The organism is Nostoc foliaceum FACHB-393, from assembly GCF_014698505.1.
In the GTDB taxonomy this organism is placed as follows: Bacteria; Cyanobacteriota; Cyanobacteriia; order Cyanobacteriales; family Nostocaceae; genus Nostoc; species Nostoc foliaceum_A.
On the sequence record NZ_JACJTD010000006.1, the window covers coordinates 93,337 to 110,502 of the forward strand.

13 protein-coding genes and 1 tRNA gene are annotated in these 17,166 nt (G+C 41.7%); 8 read left to right on the forward strand and 6 right to left on the reverse strand.

Annotated elements, in window-relative coordinates; all coding sequences use genetic code 11:
- The first annotated feature begins 162 nt into the window (after positions 1-162).
- From gor to H6G92_RS07720, 3 genes are all read left to right on the forward strand, one after another.
- Complete coding sequence (gene gor, locus H6G92_RS07710) at positions 163-1,539, forward strand: glutathione-disulfide reductase (protein WP_190892486.1); 1,377 nt, start codon at positions 163-165, stop codon at positions 1,537-1,539.
- Between the two features lie 75 nt (positions 1,540-1,614).
- Positions 1,615-2,256, forward strand: coding sequence for a YqiA/YcfP family alpha/beta fold hydrolase (locus tag H6G92_RS07715; RefSeq protein ID WP_190892703.1), 642 nt, complete (start codon positions 1,615-1,617; stop codon positions 2,254-2,256).
- 107 nt (positions 2,257-2,363) lie between these two features.
- Complete coding sequence (locus tag H6G92_RS07720) at positions 2,364-3,509, forward strand: histidinol-phosphate transaminase (protein WP_190892488.1); 1,146 nt, start codon at positions 2,364-2,366, stop codon at positions 3,507-3,509.
- An 8-nt stretch (positions 3,510-3,517) separates the two neighbouring features.
- On the opposite strand, the gene H6G92_RS07725 is transcribed toward H6G92_RS07720, so the two are convergent.
- Both H6G92_RS07725 and H6G92_RS07730 read right to left on the reverse strand, forming a co-directional pair.
- Positions 3,518-4,072 (reverse strand): hypothetical protein, encoded by a 555-nt coding sequence (locus H6G92_RS07725; RefSeq protein WP_190892490.1) that lies wholly within the window; start codon positions 4,070-4,072, stop codon positions 3,518-3,520.
- A gap of 628 nt (positions 4,073-4,700) precedes the next feature.
- Positions 4,701-5,333 (reverse strand): GNAT family N-acetyltransferase, encoded by a 633-nt coding sequence (locus tag H6G92_RS07730; protein WP_242059066.1) that lies wholly within the window; start codon positions 5,331-5,333, stop codon positions 4,701-4,703.
- A 609-nt stretch (positions 5,334-5,942) separates the two neighbouring features.
- Between H6G92_RS07730 and H6G92_RS07735 the strand changes: the two genes are divergently transcribed.
- The 4 genes from H6G92_RS07735 (at position 5,943) to H6G92_RS07750 (ending at position 11,316) form a co-directional block, all read left to right on the forward strand.
- A complete protein-coding gene (locus tag H6G92_RS07735) occupies positions 5,943-6,182 on the forward strand; it encodes a hypothetical protein (RefSeq protein ID WP_190892494.1) in 240 nt (79 codons plus the stop codon).
- A 154-nt stretch (positions 6,183-6,336) separates the two neighbouring features.
- Positions 6,337-9,864, forward strand: a complete 3,528-nt coding sequence (locus H6G92_RS07740) for a response regulator (protein ID WP_190892497.1) — start codon at positions 6,337-6,339, stop codon at positions 9,862-9,864.
- Between the two features lie 68 nt (positions 9,865-9,932).
- On the forward strand, positions 9,933-11,186 hold the full coding sequence (locus tag H6G92_RS07745; RefSeq protein WP_190892499.1) for a hypothetical protein: 1,254 nt from the start codon (positions 9,933-9,935) through the stop codon (positions 11,184-11,186).
- A gap of 59 nt (positions 11,187-11,245) precedes the next feature.
- Positions 11,246-11,316, forward strand: a tRNA-Gly gene (locus H6G92_RS07750).
- 610 nt (positions 11,317-11,926) lie between these two features.
- Here H6G92_RS07750 and pstB read toward each other — a convergent pair.
- The 4 genes from pstB to H6G92_RS07770 form a co-directional block, all read right to left on the reverse strand.
- Positions 11,927-12,730: a phosphate ABC transporter ATP-binding protein PstB gene (gene pstB / locus H6G92_RS07755; RefSeq protein WP_190892501.1), complete on the reverse strand. Its 804-nt coding sequence runs from the start codon at positions 12,728-12,730 to the stop codon at positions 11,927-11,929.
- Positions 12,731-12,783: 53 nt separating this feature from the next.
- Positions 12,784-13,716 carry a phosphate ABC transporter permease PstA gene (pstA, locus tag H6G92_RS07760; protein ID WP_190892503.1) on the reverse strand — a complete coding sequence of 311 codons (933 nt, stop codon included), beginning with the start codon at positions 13,714-13,716 and terminating at the stop codon, positions 12,784-12,786.
- On the reverse strand, positions 13,713-14,654 hold the full coding sequence (gene pstC, locus H6G92_RS07765; RefSeq protein WP_190892506.1) for a phosphate ABC transporter permease subunit PstC: 942 nt from the start codon (positions 14,652-14,654) through the stop codon (positions 13,713-13,715). The genes pstA and pstC overlap by 4 nt, the downstream gene beginning before the upstream one ends.
- A gap of 229 nt (positions 14,655-14,883) precedes the next feature.
- On the reverse strand, positions 14,884-15,957 hold the full coding sequence (locus H6G92_RS07770; protein ID WP_190892508.1) for a PstS family phosphate ABC transporter substrate-binding protein: 1,074 nt from the start codon (positions 15,955-15,957) through the stop codon (positions 14,884-14,886).
- Positions 15,958-16,435: 478 nt separating this feature from the next.
- Here H6G92_RS07770 and H6G92_RS07775 point away from each other — a divergent pair, with 478 nt between their 5' ends.
- The gene (locus H6G92_RS07775; RefSeq protein ID WP_190892511.1) at positions 16,436-17,023 is read left to right on the forward strand and encodes a biotin transporter BioY; all 588 of its coding nucleotides are present in this window, start codon (positions 16,436-16,438) and stop codon (positions 17,021-17,023) included.
- Positions 17,024-17,166 lie beyond the last annotated feature (143 nt).

The following is a 17,166-nucleotide window of genomic DNA, read 5'->3' on the forward strand; positions in this document are numbered from 1 at the left end:
GCAAAAAGTGATATTCCCTACGACTAGAGAACATCTGCTAGCGCTAGATTAAATCAAGGACAGGACTTACACAGAGTTCACCAGATATCCTTATATAGTGCAATCACATTTTCTGTGTAAGCTCCCAAGAACTAACTTGTTGCTAAAGAGATATATAAATCTATGACTTTTGATTACGACCTGTTTGTAATTGGTGCGGGTTCTGGAGGTTTGGCGGCTTCCAAACGGGCGGCTAGCTATGGGGCAAAAGTGGCGATCGCTGAAGATGATTTAGTTGGTGGTACTTGTGTGATTCGTGGTTGCGTTCCCAAAAAACTTATGGTCTATGGCTCTCACTTTCCCGCACTCTTCAGTGAAGCTTCAGGCTATGGCTGGAAAGTAGGTAATGCCGAGTTTGACTGGGAACATTTCATTACATCTATAGATAAGGAAGTTCGGCGACTGTCCCAACTACACATCAGCTTTTTAGAAAAAGCCGGAGTTGAATTAATTCCTAGCCGTGCCACATTGCTAGACTCCCATACAGTAGAAGTTGATGGACGCAAAGTTACAGCAGACAAAATTTTAATTGCTGTTGGCGGGCGTCCCATCAAACCAGATTTACCAGGGATGGAATATGGCATTACCTCTAACGAAATCTTTCATCTAAAAGAACAACCAAAACACATCATCATTCTTGGCGCTGGTTATATTGGCACAGAATTTGCCTGTATCATGCGTGGTTTGGGTTCTGATGTCACACAAATTACCAGAGGTGAAAAGATTTTGAAGGGGTTTGATGAGGACATCACTACAGAAATTGAAGAAGGGATGACGAACCACGGAATTCGATTGATTAAGAATAATGTGGTAAAAACAGTTGAACGCGTGCCGGAAGGATTTAAACTGACTTTATCAGGCGAAGACCAAGAACCAGTAATTGCCGATGTGTTTTTAGTGGCGACTGGTCGAACTCCCAATGTAGATGGACTAGGTTTAGAAAACGCTGGGATTGATGTTGTCGCTAGTTCTATCGAAGGTCCTGGATACGATACCACAAGTGCGATCGCAGTCAATGAATATAGTCAAACTAGTCAAGCAAATATCTTTGCTGTTGGCGATGTCACAGACCGAATCAATTTAACTCCCGTAGCTATTGGCGAAGGTCGCGCCTTTGCTGATAGCGAATTCGGCAATAACCGCCGCGAATTCAGTCACGAAACTGTTCCCACAGCTATATTTTCTACCCCAGAAGCCGCGACAGTAGGCTGGACAGAAGCCGAAGCACGGGAAAAACTCGGTGATGCCGTAAAAATTTTTCGCACTCGCTTTCGCCCCATGTACCATAGTTTGACTGGTAAGCAAGAGAAGATAATGATGAAGTTGGTGGTTGATAGCAACACTGACAAAGTGCTAGGCGCTCACATGGTAGGTGAAAATGCCGCTGAGATCATTCAAGGTATAGCGATCGCCGTCAAGATGGGCGCAACTAAAAAAGATTTTGACGCCACCGTTGGTATCCATCCCTCCGCAGCCGAAGAATTTGTCACAATGCGATAACTAGGTCATTTGTCATTTGTCCTTTGAAATCACAATTGACAAATGACTAAGGACGACCCTAACGGGAAAACTTTAATGCTCACCCAGTATATCTACTTGCACGGCTTCGCTTCCAGTCCTAATTCTGCTAAAGCGCGGGATATAGGCGATCGCTTTACCCAAATTCACACAAAGCTAAAAATTCCCGATCTAAATGCTGGCAATTTTTCGCAGTTGACAATCACTCGTCAGATGACTCAAGTTGCCGCAGAATTCAGTAATAATTCTACGCCAGTAACGCTCATTGGCTCAAGTTTAGGCGGCTTGACAGCTGCCCACTTGGGACAGCAATATTTACAAGTACAACATCTTGTGCTGCTAGCACCAGCTTTTGGGTTTTTATCCCATTGGTTGCCCAAGGTAGGGGATGAAGAAGTGCAGCGTTGGCAGCAAGAAAAATATATCATGGTCTACCACTATGGGGAGGAGCGAAAGCTTCCCTTAAGTTACGATTTTGTTACGGATGCTGCCCAATACCAAGAGGAATTTTTGCAACGTCCTATTCCCACCTTGATTTTGCATGGAAAAAAGGATGAAGTCATCCCCATTGAAGCTAGTCGTAACTTTGGGCGTTCGCGTCCTTGGGTGAAGTTAGTCGAACTCGACAGTGACCACGCCTTAGGTAATGTTATGGAAGAAATTTGGCAGGCAATTCGCCTCTTTTGCCAATTACCTTGAAGCTGTAAAATATTAGACTCTCACATAAATAATTGTCCTTAGTCATTTGTCCTTTCTTTAGTTACTAATGACTAATGACCAATGACCAATGACTAATTACTAAAATTATGCTTCCCTTTATCCGGTCAGATTTAGCCCAATTTACCGCGTACAAACCTCACCCCAGCAGCGATACAGCCGGAGCTGTCCCCGCACAATTTGATCGGCTAGATACAAATGAAAGCCCCTATGATTTACCACCTGAGTTAAAAGAGAAGCTAGTCTGGACATATCAGCAAGTAATTGAAACAAATCGTTATCCCGATGGCGGACATGAAACACTTAAGGATGCGATCGCCGAATACGTCAATGAATCAGCCGATCTCTCAATATCCAATACTGCCGCCAATATCTCTGTGGGCAATGGTTCAGATGAACTAATCCGTTCTTTATTAATCGCTACCTGTCTAGGAGGAGAAGGTTCAATTCTAGTTGCCAATCCCACTTTCTCTATGTACGGAATTTTGGCACAAACTTTGGGTATTCCTATAGTGGCGGTGGGTAGAAATGAAACAAATTTTGAAATTGACTTAGAAGCCGCACAGTCTGCCATTGAACAAACTCAAAATCCCCCCATTCGTGTAGTTTTCGTAGTGCATCCCAATTCGCCGACTGCCAATAGTCTAACTGCGGCAGAGTTGGCATGGTTAAAAAGTTTGAGTGAGCATATTTTGGTAGTAATTGATGAAGCTTACTTTGAATTCAGTCAAACTACCTTAGTAGGTGAATTAGCACAGCGCCCCAATTGGGTGATATTACGCACTTTTTCTAAAGCCTTCCGATTGGCATCTCTCCGTGTTGGTTATTGTGTTGCTCATCCCGAAGCGATCGCCATTTTAGAAAAAGTTCGCTTACCTTACAATCTCCCCAGCTTTTCTATAGCAGCAGCATTAGTTGCTTTACAAAACCGCACACTCTTGCTAGGGTCAATTCCCCAAACCCTAAGTGAACGAGCCAAACTAATCGAAATTTTATCCCAGCAACCAGAACTACGAATTACCGCAAGCGCTGCTAACTTTATTTACCTGCGTCTTAAACCAAATGGCTTTAATTCACAAGATGTTGCGTTAAAAACTTTCCACCAGAAACTTAGGACACTCGGCACTCTTGTGCGACACATTAGCGGAGGATTGCGAATTACTGTAGGAACAACAGAGGAAAACACCCGCACCGTTAATCGAGTACAAGCTGCTTTGGCAAATTTGGAATTTTAGCAATTCACTCAATAATTAAATCGGTTGTCCACCTCACTGCCCAAACGGCGTACTATTCCCACTGTTTGTGGCAGCACACCGACTAAAAGAGCAAAGGCAACATCCGGCAAAAGAGCGACTATTTCTGGCGGAAAGTATTGTTCAAATTGATCGAGAATCTTTTGAACGCGCTGCCCAGCTACAGGGTTTTCTGTAATTTGTTTGATCAATCGAATCCACTGTCGCCTAATCAAGTAAGCCTTCTGGCGTTCTTCATTAGATTCGGGAGTTAATAAAGACAGATTACCTATGGGCAGTGCCCTTTGGCAATCACAATCGTAATCCCCACCCACAGCAGCCCCAGGTCCAGCAAACTCTGCATGGTAGCGTTTAAAGAGGATTAATCCATTTCGTCTACGACTATTGACAATGAAAACTTCTCCACTGTGTAAACGTGTAAGGATATCCGAGCCTTGCGACTGCTCAGTTCCATCTGGCATGACAAGAGAGTCAAGGAAACTAGTGTCAGGGTAATAAGTTGATACCATAGATGTCTGATAGCGCCGATGCTGTTCGCTATCCATGTTTTTTAAACTTTCAACGAATTTGGTAGTAGTATGCACTTCAAAACGGAACTAGCTGTTATGTAAAATTAGGTTTTTGAATTCTTTATATTATCAAGAGTCTTTTCATCAATTTGACTAAAATAGTAACAAATAGGCATTGTTTAATAATTTAGTGATCATATTTTATGAGATATAACTCGATTTGTCTTTAAATTCGGAGAGGGTTTTCTTAAAGTTTTTATAAAGATGAATAACTTAATTACAAAGTTATTATGAGCTATTGCTAATTCCCTAAGGGTAACTGTACAGCTATTTTCATTATAATTAATTTATTTATCTATATAAGAAACTTTAAGATATTTGTTATTTCATGACCAATAAAAAAGACAAAATTTAATATTTAATCATTCCAAGTAAATCTTAAAAACTTATATTTTAACTAATATGAAAAATAGTAATAACCGTAAAATATTCACATTAAATATCATTAAAATAATTATCTGAAGCTATATACATCTACCTATTTAGCTAATCTTGGCTAACTGAGTTTTTAATTAGGTAACTTTGTGCTTTGATTGTCGATATTGGTGATTGATTTTTTCCAAAGTACTCACAATATCAAAATTTATAATTGCCAAAATAAAATTTAAATAATCGAATCAGCCCTCAGATGCTTGTGCAATAACATTTGGCTTGAGCGCCTTATGAAAAATGTATTCCAATTAGATTCGACTTTATGCACCCGATATCCCAGCTTAAAATAAAGTTGCCTTGCTTGATGGTTATTTTCCAAAACGTGAAGATATAAGTCTTGAAATCCCCACTCACGAGAAACTTTTTCACAGCTAGCCAGTAAGCCTGAAGCCACACCATGTCTCCGGTATTGTGGGTGAACTGCTAAATTGGATAAGTAAGGAAAACCCGTGCCAACCTGGCTCCACGAATCACTGTAACGTACACCCAGTTCCACACTTCCCACTAAATTATTAGCCGCACCAGTAGTAGCTTCAAAGGCGACTAAACAAATATGACGCGGCGGGGGTGATGCAATGCGATGCCTTAAGTCTTCGTAAATACCCAGACGTAGTAATGGAAAAGCCCATCCCCACATACCCTGTTGGGAGTGAAAGCTTTCAGCAATAATTTGGGAAACACCGATCAAATCAGCAGATGTAGCTGTACGAATTTGAAATTGACAGCACGCTGGATCGATTGGCTGTTGCTGGTATGGATGAAAAAACCGATATTTCAAGGCTAGTTTAGTATTGATTTTATTCAACGAAAATTTTTTCAAATATCCTCAAACACCATTTAAGCTGAAGAAAAACTATATATTTGCCCAGGAGCTTGAACTAACCTAAGATTGCTAATTCACTTTTGCTTGTGGATCATACAAAGTTTTACAATTTAGTTTGGGGCTTTATAGCCTGTAAGTTTGAAAGAGTCTTAGAAGTTACAGCTTCATACATCTACAATCTTAAGTTCAGTAGGTTCAGGTGCATACTTTGCTTTAGGTAGGAAGAATATCAGTCTGTTTACCACAAAAGCATCTGTAAATTCGTACAGGTTTATGTAAATGGGTAGACAAATAGCATAACCTGCCCATAGGCATTACCTAAAAAATTGTTAAGTAAGTACACTACCGACAAACTTTGGTTGCAGTACTGAATTTTTTTATGCAATTGCCGCTACACTAACGGGACTCTGATACTAAGTCATAGGAACGGGCTGTACAGTTAGTGGGGAAGAATCTACAAGATTATCCCTAACTTCTTAACCACTACCACTTGTCTTAATGATAGTTCTGATTGCTAAATTAGAAAGAGGCATTTGTCTAATAGTATACTTTGGCTTTAAATCTTATTGTTTTAATTTTTTTGACTCTACCATGACTACCATAAATAAAATTTACCTGCAAGTGTTAGTACAACTGCTGCGGAGGGAAAACTTAATATGCAGCTTCATCTGGATTTTTCAGCCAGCTATGAGTGCTGTATGTAGTATCAGGCGTTGCTCACAGGAGGTGAAGCAAGATTTTGCAAGCAAGCATCGACTCCATAACACTAAAACTGACTATGAAAGCAATTACACTGCACCAAAGCAAACGGTAATCGGCATACGCCATTGAGACGAATTACTGTGAGTAAACGCTCCTACACTCAGCAGTCATGTAGCCAAACAGCCTTATTGGTCGAAATGCTCTGCTCTTACCTGACTCAGAAAAATACTTACCTGATCAGATTATTCTTTATCCGACTGCCGTTGCAGCAGGAAAGCGGTGCATGAAATCCCAAGCAAACAGTAAGCCTAAAATTTTGGTTGTCGATGATGAACCAGACAACCTTGACTTGCTTTACCGCACTTTCTATCGCGACTATAAGGTGCTAAGGGCAAACTCTGGCCCTGCGGCACTCGATCTGCTGGCTCAAGAGGGGGAGGTCGCAGTGATCATCTCCGATCAGCGGATGCCGATGATGAGCGGTACAGAATTTTTGAGCCTGACAGCAACTCAATATCCAGATATTATCCGGATTATTTTAACTGGCTACACCGATGTCGAAGACTTGGTGGAAGCAATTAACGCTGGTAAGGTATTTAAATATGTCACCAAACCGTGGGAAGCTGAGGAACTCAAAGCAGTGGTACGCCAAGCTTTGGATACTCACAATATCCTTAAAGCCCGCACCCGCGAACTTACTCGCACACTCCGACAAGAATCGCTGCTGAATACCGTTACAAATACGATTCGCAGTGCTTTAGACTATCGCCAAATTTTGCAGGCGATTGTAGATACAGTGGGTCATATGTTGGAGGTGGATGTTTGCCTGTTGCGTCCCTTCCAAGATGAGCAGTTAGCGGATAAAGGATTCATTTATCAGAAGGCTCTTTCTGAACAAGCAGAGGTGCAGGCAAATAATTTTTCTGCTGCGTCCTTCTCAACCTCTGCCCCTCTGCCTCTTTTGGCTCAGACGGTGTGGGAAACCCGCGAAGTCCAGGTGATTCACGATGTAACTGATGATGAGCGTATTCACGGTAATACTCCCGAACTGCGCCAACGTGGGGCAGCTTTTATTGCCGCTAACATTTGCTCTAGTTTAGTTGTGCCATTGATCTGCCAACAAGAACTGATGGCAGTGCTAGCACTACATCAGTGTTCTCTGCCTCGCTTCTGGGGGGATGATGAGGTGCAGTTAGTGTTAATGGTGGCGGATCAGGCAGCTTTAGCTTTGTCTCAAGCTTATGCTTACGAACAAGTACGTGCCCTTGCCAAGCGAGAGAGCTTAATTAATACAATTACTAGCGCGATTCGCTCTAGCTTAGACCCCCAAGATATTTTTGCCGCTATCACCCAGCAATTGGGACAAGCCTTACAAGTCGATGGCTGCGTCCTGTCTTTGTGGACAGAGGAAGATGAGTTTGTCGAATGTGTGGGCTTGTATGACAGTTTTCAACATTCGGAGAATTTGCGTAGGCACAGCTCGCCGCAGTTGCCAGTTCTAGATAATAATCTTAGTAGCAATAATCACCTACCAACTCAGAGATTACCTTATTCTCAATCATCTATACAGGAAAATCCAATCCTCCAACAAATGCTACAGACACATGAACCTGTGGTAATTGGTAATGTGAGCCATTCTCCCTCAGATGTGCAGGGTTTTAATTTGCCTTTAAAAATGCCAGCGCGATCGCTAATGTTTGTGCCATTATTGGCTGATGGGAAATGTATCGGTAGTATTACTTTACACGAGGGTAAAAAAGTACGCCGATGGCTGTCATCTGATATCGATTTGGCTAAAGCAGTAGCATCTCAAGCAGCGATCGCTGTGCAGCAGTCACATCTGTATCAAAAAACTCGCCAACAAGCTGAACGCTTACTGGAATTAGACAAACAAAAAACTGAATTTTTCCAAAATATCTCCCATGAGTTTCGCACACCCATCACCTTGATTCAAGGGCCTTTAGAGTCGGCGGTGGCGGCTGGTGAAGGATTATCTTACTCCCAAAGTGCGATCGCTCTACGTAACTCCCGCCGCCTGCTGCGACTGGTAAATCAACTATTGGATTTACAACGCCTGGATGCGGGGAGAATGCAGCCTAGTTTCCGCCCTTGCGATCTAGTCGAATTTGTTAGCCAAATTGTTGAATCTTTTCGTCCCTACTGTGAGAAAAAAGGACTGCATCTCGCCACCCAGTTAGATGAATGTTCTACGGTGTACTTGGATATGGAAAAATTTGACAAGGTGGTTTACAACCTCCTGTCAAATGCCATGAAGTTCACTCCTGAAGGTGGCACAATCAGTGTCAGACTAAAATCTGAACATGATCGTTGCATATTACAAGTACAAGATACTGGAATTGGGATTATTAAAGAACAAATTCCCCACCTATTTGAGCGCTTCCGCCAAGCTGAAGGTTCAGCAAACCGCTCGTATGAAGGCAGTGGTTTGGGTTTAGCTTTAGTTAAAGAATTGGTAGAACTACATGGTGGTCAAGTCACAGTGGAATCAGTTTACGGCGAAGGTACTACCTTTAGTTTATGGCTTGTTAGTGGAAATGCTCATTTACCCGCACAACAAGTACTAGAAACGCCTACTGAACTGAATACAAGCCGAGCTAGTGTAGAATTGGCTGATTTAGAACTGTTAGAGGCAACAACAGGCAATATTGAAGATATTACACTAAATTTCTCCCCCAATGTTGATACTCAAGACTCAGCACTTAAGACTCAGCACTCAATTTTAGTTGTAGATGACAACCCGGATTTGCGAACCTATGTATCCGATATTTTCCGCCGCAACGGCTATTATGTACGCACAGCCCGTAACGGTTATGAAGGGCACGGTATAGCTAAGGAAATTATACCCAGCTTGATTGTGACTGATTTAATGATGCCCTTGGTGAGCGGACTTGAGATGATTCAGATGATCCGCAATGAGGAGAAGTTGAAAGGAATACCAATCATTCTGTTGACAGCGAAAGTAGACGAGGAAACCCGCATCGAAGGTACAGAACATGGTGCGGATGCTTATTTAGCAAAACCATTCAATGATCGGGAACTTTTGGCGGAAGTTCGGAATCTTTTAGCATTGAAGGAAAATGAACGCCGAATCGTGGAATTAAATACTTATCTAACAGAATCGGTGTTAAAACGCTTTTTACCGGCTGTATTGGTACAAAAAGCCGCAACTGGAGATTTAACGTTAGATTTGCGCCCAGAACCACGCTTAATTACTGTTTTGTTTAGTGACATTGTGGGTTTTACACAGCTAGCAAATACTCTCAGATCCCGGCGAGTAGCAGAGTTACTAAATGAATATTTAGAAGCCATGACCAAGGTTGTATTTGGCAATGGCGGCACTGTAGATAAATTTATGGGAGATGCTATCTTAGCTTTATACGGAGCGCCGGAAGAACTAACCCCTAATGAACAGGTGCGTCGTGCTATCAACACAGCAAGAGCAATGCACCGCTCACTAGCTGACTTGAACCAGCGCTGGCGAGACCAAGGTGTATTCGATGGTGACAAACTTACTAGCGTACAGTTCCGGTGCGGTATCCACCAAGGTACTGCTGTTGTGGGGATGTTTGGTAGCGCTGAACGTGCCGATTATACTGCCATTGGTCCAAGTGTGAATATTGCTGCAAGGTTGCAAGCTGCGGCTGTTCCCGGTACTATCCTGGTTTCTGCAGCTGTGGCAGATTATTTGCAAGAAGAAGAAATTACTAAAGGTAGTCCGCTAGAACTTAAAGGAGTAGATGAAACAGTTTTGACCTTCGCTGTTAAACCAGAGCTAATTGTTAATCGCTAAAATTTAGACTGGTATTTTAAAGCATTACCAATGAGTAAGAGTGCCTAATCATATCCAGTTTCTATAGTATGACACCATCAGTTGCAGACAAAACTCCAATTCCAGCCAAGGTCTGGAGGCGACACACCGATCCACCAGCTTTGTGGATTTCTGTCGTTATAGGTTCAGTCTCTCTGCACTTACTGGCGTTCTGGCTGATGCGCTCATCTAATGCATTTAGTCTGTGGTTTCCCCAGCAAAGTGAATCTGCTGTTCCCATTGAATTAATAGACATTGCTCCCAAGACAAAAACAACAGCTAAAATAGTTTCGCCAAAGCCAGCATCCGCAAATCAAAAGTCTGTACTAGCGCGTTCACCACAAACAGCACGAACCATGCCCAGAAATCAAGATTTTGGCGCAATAAATTCTGCTGATAATAATTTCCAGCAAAAGAGCCGAACTTACGCCTCTCAACCTCATAAGCAACCCTTTAGCCAACGGAGAGTTCCTACGCCGACATTTACACCTACAGCCACACCGACACAGACACCGACATTTACATCGACCCCAATACCGAAATCTACACCGATACCAACACCGACACCTACAGTTCCAGTCGTTAATCTACCTTGGAACCGCCGTCAAGAAATCAAATTGGGAAAGGGAACGCTACTACCAACAGGTATTCCATCAAATCCACCAGTTTCGGAACCTGAAAACAGAAAAACTCCAGCAACTCCGACTAGGGAAACTTTACCAACTCCCACTAGGGAAACTCCAGCAACTCCGACTAAGGGAACTCCGCCAACCCCGACTAGGGAAACTTTACCAACTCCCACTAGGGAAACTCCAGCAACTCCGACTAAGGAAACTCCACCAACCCCGACTAGAGAAACTTCACCAACTCGAACTAGAGAAACTCCACTAACTCCGACAGAGGGAGCATCGCTAGTAATAGTAGATCCTTTGTCTAGAGATGAAATGAGTAACTTGATAGAAACAAGAGGATTTCGACAAGATGCTTTACCTGACGTTATCGCTAGATACAGCGGAAGCACCACAAAACAGTTGGATTCAAGTTTTCTACCAAGCGATTCCGAAGTTAAGCCTGCACAGATCCTTGCTAGCTTAGTAATTGATCACAATGGCAACTTTCAACAGGCTGTAGTTCTAGAAATAGAACCAGCAACACTGCAAAGTGAAAAAATCACATATGAGCGAGTTCTCAACGAGGTTTTCAAAACAGAAAACTTTGTTGCTGCTCAGAACAACGATGGCACAAAACCAGATTTGAGCAATCTTTTTGTACGGATCACAATCCAAGCTGCCAATTCCAACTAACTAAATAATTGACTTGGATTTTTGCAAAATCTGTGTTATAATTATAAAGTTGGAAAACTGCGGGCGTAGTTTAGTGGTAAAACTATAGCCTTCCAAGCTATTAATGCGGGTTCGATTCCCGCCGCCCGCTTAGAAAAAGCTCTAAAACGCAATAGTGAATAGAGCGTGAACTGAAACTGTATCTGAATTAAAAAGACTTAGGGCGAAATTCCCTTGTTAAATTAGGTAAAGTTTTAGCAAATTATACTATTACAACAAGTAAGTCTCGGCTTGGTAAAATAACCAGTTAGATAAATAACTATTTCAATTATCCAATGCCTACTATGTAAGTAAGTGGGCAAGAATAAATTCAACTATGTTACATAATGTAAAATTAATTATATAAATTGGCTTGTAGTAAGCGGCTAGAGCCGCTTACTACAAGCCTTTAATTATTCACGTCACTTATTTAGTTATTACAATATCTACAAGTAGATAATAAATAGCAAATAGCAAGTCGATCTAATGCTAATACTACGTTAGTCGGTCTATTTTGGAGTGGGTATGTTGTCTTTCCTAACCAGCTAACGCAAGTCTTATGTTAAACAGCTTAATTATTGCTTTTCTTGACTAAGTAACAGTCATAATTGATCAAGCGATCGCCAACCTTGGCAAAGAAATAAAAAACTAGAGGAATATCGCACAGCTTTTATTTTTGAGTATCCCTCATTGTTCTAACATCAACAATGTGAAATATTTCTTTATCCAAATTTGCCACTGACGTAATCTCGGGTATCTTCCTGTTGAGGATTGTTAAAAATATTCTCTGTAAAGTTGTATTCGACCAGATATCCCATTTTGCTGCCCGTTTCTGTCGCCTGTGCATTGAAAAAGGCTGTCATATCAGACACCCGTGCGGCTTGTTGCATATTATGGGTGACGATAATAATGGTATATTGGGACTTCAGTTCTTGGAGTAATTCTTCAACCCGCAAAGTTGAAATTGGGTCAAGAGCAGAGCAGGGTTCATCCATTAGCAAAACCTCTGGTTGAATTGCGAGCGCACGAGCAATGCACAAGCGTTGCTGTTGACCACCAGATATAGATAAACCACTTTGTTTGAGTTTGTGCTTAACTTCATCCCATAAAGCAGCTTGCCGTAAACTCCGCTCTACCAATTCATCCATATCACCGCGATAACCATTAATCCGTGCTCCAAAGGCGATATTTTCATAAATTGACTTTGGAAAGGGGTTAGGCTTTTGAAAAACCATACCAACCCGACGGCGTAATTCTACTGTGTCAATTCTTTTGTCATAAATATCGGTTTCACCAAAGGTAATTCTTCCTTCAATTCGTGCACCAGGAATCAAGTCATTTAAACGGTTAAAACATCTTAGTACAGTGCTTTTACCGCATCCAGAAGGACCAATAAGAGCAGTAATTTTATTTTTGCCAATGTTTAGGTTAACATCACGAACTGCTTTGAAATTACCATAGAAAACAGATAATTGTTCAGCTTGTAAAATATTCTCGGAAGTAGCGGTTTTTGAGCTTGATACCATACAAAAATTTCAGGTAAATCCTGAAAATCTACATTTAAATGAGGTCGATTTATTTAGCGTGACTGCTGGAATTTATTGCGTAAAAATATTGCTGTTGAATTCATTAACAGCAGCACAATCATCAAAACAACAATACCAGCAGCAGCATTCTGGTGAAACTCTACTTGAGGGCGAGAAACCCAGTCAAAAATTTGAATTGGCAGTGCTGTAAAAGAACTTTGCAAACCTTGTGGAGAAAGCTGAGGCAAGAAAGTAATAAACCCAACAGCCCCAATTACAATCAATGGAGCCGTCTCACCGATCGCTCGTGAAAGTGCCAGAATAGTACCGGTAAGTATACCCGGTAAAGCAATGGGGAAAATTTGTTCTCGGATGATTTGCCACCTGTTAGCACCAAGGGCAAAACCTGCTTGTCGCAAACTATCGGGAACCGCACGTAGCGCTTCACGAGTAGTAATGATGATAATTGGTAGAATCAATAAACTTAAAGTTAAAGCACCAGCTAGCACTGTGCGTCCCTTAGTTATTGGTTCCATTACCCGCACAAAAATTTGTAAGCCCAGCAAGCCATAAATAATTGATGGCACTGCGGCTAAATTTGCAATATTGATTTCAATTAACCGAGTAAACCAGTTGTCCTGGGCATACTCTTCTAAGAAAATTCCTGCGCCTACTCCTAAAGGAAATGAAATTAAAGCCGTTATTACCAAGAGCCAAATAGTACCAACTAAGGGAGCTAATACTCCAGAAGAAGAGGCACGACGCGAGGAAAAACTGGTAAGAAAAGACCAATTCAAGCGTCCAAGACCGTCAGTTAAGACATCAATGAGCAAAATGGCTAATATCAACAACGCAAATAAAGTTGCAACCCAAGTAGCGATCGCAAAAACTTTGTCAAGGTTGTAGCGTTTATTGATCGATAGGTTAAAGTTCGGATTTGCCCCAGAGTCAGACAGATTTGTAGAGTGAATATTGCCCTTTGTCATTCGTATTTCTCCCGGAAGCGACGAACAAACCAGTAACTAAAAATATTTAGGGCTAATGTTATGAGAAATAAAGTCATACCCACCGCAAAAATAGTTTTATAGGCCAGTGAGCCTGCTGGTGTGTCTCCTTTACTTACTTGGACAATGTATGCTGTCATTGTCTGAATCGGCACTAGCGGATTTAAGCCCAACTGAGGATTTTGACCAGCCGCGATAGTAACAATCATTGTTTCACCAATCGCGCGGGAAATAGCCAAGATAAAAGAAGCTACTATCCCAGATAAAGCCGCTGGTAACACTACTGAAATAATTGTTTCCCGCTTAGTTGATCCCAATGCATAGGCACCTTCCCGCAAACTACGCGGAACTGAATAAAGAGCGTCTTCACTCAAAGAAGCTACCAGAGGAATAATCGAAATTCCCAATACTATACCTGCACTCAAAGCATTGAATCCCTGCATCCCTGGGATGAATGTTTGAAGAAAGGGTGTAACTGTGAACAATGCAAAGTAACCAAACACAACAGTGGGTACTCCTGCCAATACTTCTAGAGCTGGCTTTAGCCATTTGCGAAGTTTAGCTGGAGCATACTCACTTAAGCAGATGGCAGCTAACAATCCTAGTGGTAATGCTACTGCGATCGCAATTACAGATATGAGCAATGTGGCGCTAATTAGCACCATGATTCCGAACTGCTTATTAGTAAACAGCGGTGTCCATTGTGTGTCTGTTAAAAACTGCCAGATCGAAACTTCTTGAAAAAATTCAACAGTCTCAAAAATCAGTGTTAAGACAATGCCAATCGTGGTTACAACCGAGATCAAAGCAAACAAAGCGAACAGGACTTTGACGCCAGTTTCTACTCGTTTACTCAAAGTCCGATTGGGCTGCCATAAGTTGGAATTACCTGGTTGATTAGATAACGGGTTGTAAGTCATTTACGGACAACCTCATAAATTCAAACTCTCTTTGTATGTATGGACACACTACCATTCTATGAGAACTGGCCTTAGGCTGGAAATAAAGCTTACTTTCAAGACCATAAGCCTTAAATAAAGCCAGTATAAGCAGACTTTTTTTGACAAGCTCCTACTTCCAGCTACTAGGGCTTAGTACAAATTGTGCAGATAAACTCGCATTTTCAGAAAAGTAATTAGTGGATAACTCTTACTTTTCTTGCTTGAGAAGGTCTTTTAAAGTAACACCCACTTGAGAACCCTTACCCTCAAAAATCGAACCGACTTTTCCACTATTAAAGCGTCCCTGAACTTCAGTCAGTAAATCGCTAGGTAAAGGTACATAGCCCACTTCTGTAACTAGCTTTTGGTTTGCTGGAGCATAATTGAAATCAACAAAAGCCTTGACTTCAGGACGAGTCGCCGCAGTTTTCTTAACGTAGATAAACTCTGGGCGCGAAAGCGGCTGATAAGTACCATCGCCGATGGTTTGTGGACTTGGCTGAACACAGCCCTTACCACCATCAATGCCAACCAGCTTTAACTTCTCTTTGTTGTTCTCATAATAGGCATAGCCAAAGAAGGCTATACCACCTTGATCAGCGCTCACACCCTGTACCAGGGTGTTGTCATCTTCACTAGCAGTGAAATCCCCTCGGCTTTGCCCTTCTTTACCCACAACGGCTTGAGTGAAATAGTCGTAAGTACCAGAGTCAGTACCAGGGCCATACAAACCTATTTTCTGTGCAGGAAATTTCGGGTTAATTTGGTTCCATTGGGTAATTTTGCCTTGAGCCGCAGGTTCCCACATTTTCTTTAGTTCATCAACTTTGAGGCAAGCTGCAAAGTTGTTTTGGGGGTTAACCACTACAGATAGACCATCGTAAGCAATTGGCAATTCAATGTACTCGATATTACCTTTTTTACATAGTTCCACTTCTTCCGGCTTAATGGGGCGGGAAGCATTAGAAATATCAGTTTCACCCGCACAGAATTTCTTGAAGCCGCCACCTGTACCAGAGGAAGCCACAGTAACTTGCACCCCAGGATTAGCCTTTTGAAACTCTTCTGCCATCGCCTCAGAAATAGGATAGACGGTACTAGAACCATCAATCTGGACTTTTCCAGATAAATTTGATCCGGTTGCTGTGTTGGTGGCTGGGGTAGCGCCGCCATCAGCTGCTGGGCTAGAGTTGTTAGAAGCTTGATTATTATCGCCGCAAGAGCCAATACCAATTGCTAGAGCAACCAGGGGAGCAACCAACTGCACCTTTGAAGAGAACATAAGGATCTTTATAAATGATGCTATGGATTAACAGTATGAACATTAGCACCCAAAAGTAAGACAAAGGTTAACAAACGGTTAAGTAAATGCTAATACATACTTATAATTCCTAAAAATAAAGTTAGCAAAGGCACATATTAAGACGGATAAAGCCTTAAAATTATGATACAAATTATACCATTAATTAGTGTTGCACAAAGTAAAATACAAATAATAATTTGGGTACGTTTTGAATATTTTTTTGAGATTGCACATTTTTAAATAAATTTACTGCTATAAATTATCAATTAACAAGCAGCTTTAAGGTAAGGTATTCCGCAGTAAGATTGAAACCCCTCCTTGCCATTTGGGTTCTGCATACCCCTACGGGGAAGGAAGCTAGCAGTATAAGCAAAGCTAAGGTGGGAGAGTTCATAGATTAATGTTTATACTGGTTCCTGTTGGTTTTTTCTTTTGCCTTTCCCTGGTTGTCTGATAAATGTTTGCTGCTTCCAATCAATTACTATGGTCTATGATTGGCTTACTCCTGACAATGGGTGGTACTTTCCTAGAAGCTTATGGCATCACCTTACCCTGGAGTTGGAGTAGGCACGGAATTCAGACTTTTTCTTTAGGTGTCACTTTTCAAATTGGTGCAGTGCTACTGGTAGGTTGCTTAGGGGGCAAAAATGCCGGTGCCCTGTCGCAAATTGCTTATTTAGTGATGGGTTTAACGTTATTACCAGTATTTGCCGATGGCGGCGGTATCGGTTATATCAAGTTATCTCAATTTGGCTATTTGCTAGGCTTTATTCCTGGAGCTTGGATTTGTGGCTTGTTCGCTTTTAAAGCTAGACCTCGGCTGGAAACTCTCGCCTTTAGTTGCATCTGTGGCTTGTTAACTCTCCATCTATGCGGTATTACTTATTTGATTATTAGCTATATTTTTCAGTGGAAAGGCACAGAAAATCTACCCTTGATGCAAACAATCCTCAGATATTCCTGGTTTGCACTACCAGGGCAACTAACTGTGGTCTGTGCCGTTACTGTAATAGCATATGTATTGCGTCATTTAATGTTTTATTAATTTATTGTCTTTCGTCCTTTGTCATTTGTCAAAAGCTCATGACCAATGAATGACCCTTACGCGTGACGCTCGTTTGCCTTCGGTGTCTCCCCTTGGGAAAGGAATTGCTAACGCTACGTTATCACCAGTAGCTCCTATGAGCG

Coding starts and splice junctions, on each gene's coding strand:
- pstB (WP_190892501.1), bottom strand. CDS start 12,730: ATGGTATCAAGCTCAAAAACCGCTACTTCCGAGAATATTTTACAAGCT.
- H6G92_RS07740 (WP_190892497.1), top strand. CDS start 6,337: ATGAAATCCCAAGCAAACAGTAAGCCTAAAATTTTGGTTGTCGATGAT.
- H6G92_RS07715 (WP_190892703.1), top strand. CDS start 1,615: ATGCTCACCCAGTATATCTACTTGCACGGCTTCGCTTCCAGTCCTAAT.
- pstA (WP_190892503.1), bottom strand. CDS start 13,716: ATGACAAAGGGCAATATTCACTCTACAAATCTGTCTGACTCTGGGGCA.
- H6G92_RS07745 (WP_190892499.1), top strand. CDS start 9,933: ATGACACCATCAGTTGCAGACAAAACTCCAATTCCAGCCAAGGTCTGG.
- H6G92_RS07775 (WP_190892511.1), top strand. CDS start 16,436: ATGTTTGCTGCTTCCAATCAATTACTATGGTCTATGATTGGCTTACTC.
- H6G92_RS07720 (WP_190892488.1), top strand. CDS start 2,364: ATGCTTCCCTTTATCCGGTCAGATTTAGCCCAATTTACCGCGTACAAA.
- H6G92_RS07735 (WP_190892494.1), top strand. CDS start 5,943: ATGACTACCATAAATAAAATTTACCTGCAAGTGTTAGTACAACTGCTG.
- pstC (WP_190892506.1), bottom strand. CDS start 14,654: ATGACTTACAACCCGTTATCTAATCAACCAGGTAATTCCAACTTATGG.
- H6G92_RS07725 (WP_190892490.1), bottom strand. CDS start 4,072: ATGGATAGCGAACAGCATCGGCGCTATCAGACATCTATGGTATCAACT.
- gor (WP_190892486.1), top strand. CDS start 163: ATGACTTTTGATTACGACCTGTTTGTAATTGGTGCGGGTTCTGGAGGT.
- H6G92_RS07770 (WP_190892508.1), bottom strand. CDS start 15,957: ATGTTCTCTTCAAAGGTGCAGTTGGTTGCTCCCCTGGTTGCTCTAGCA.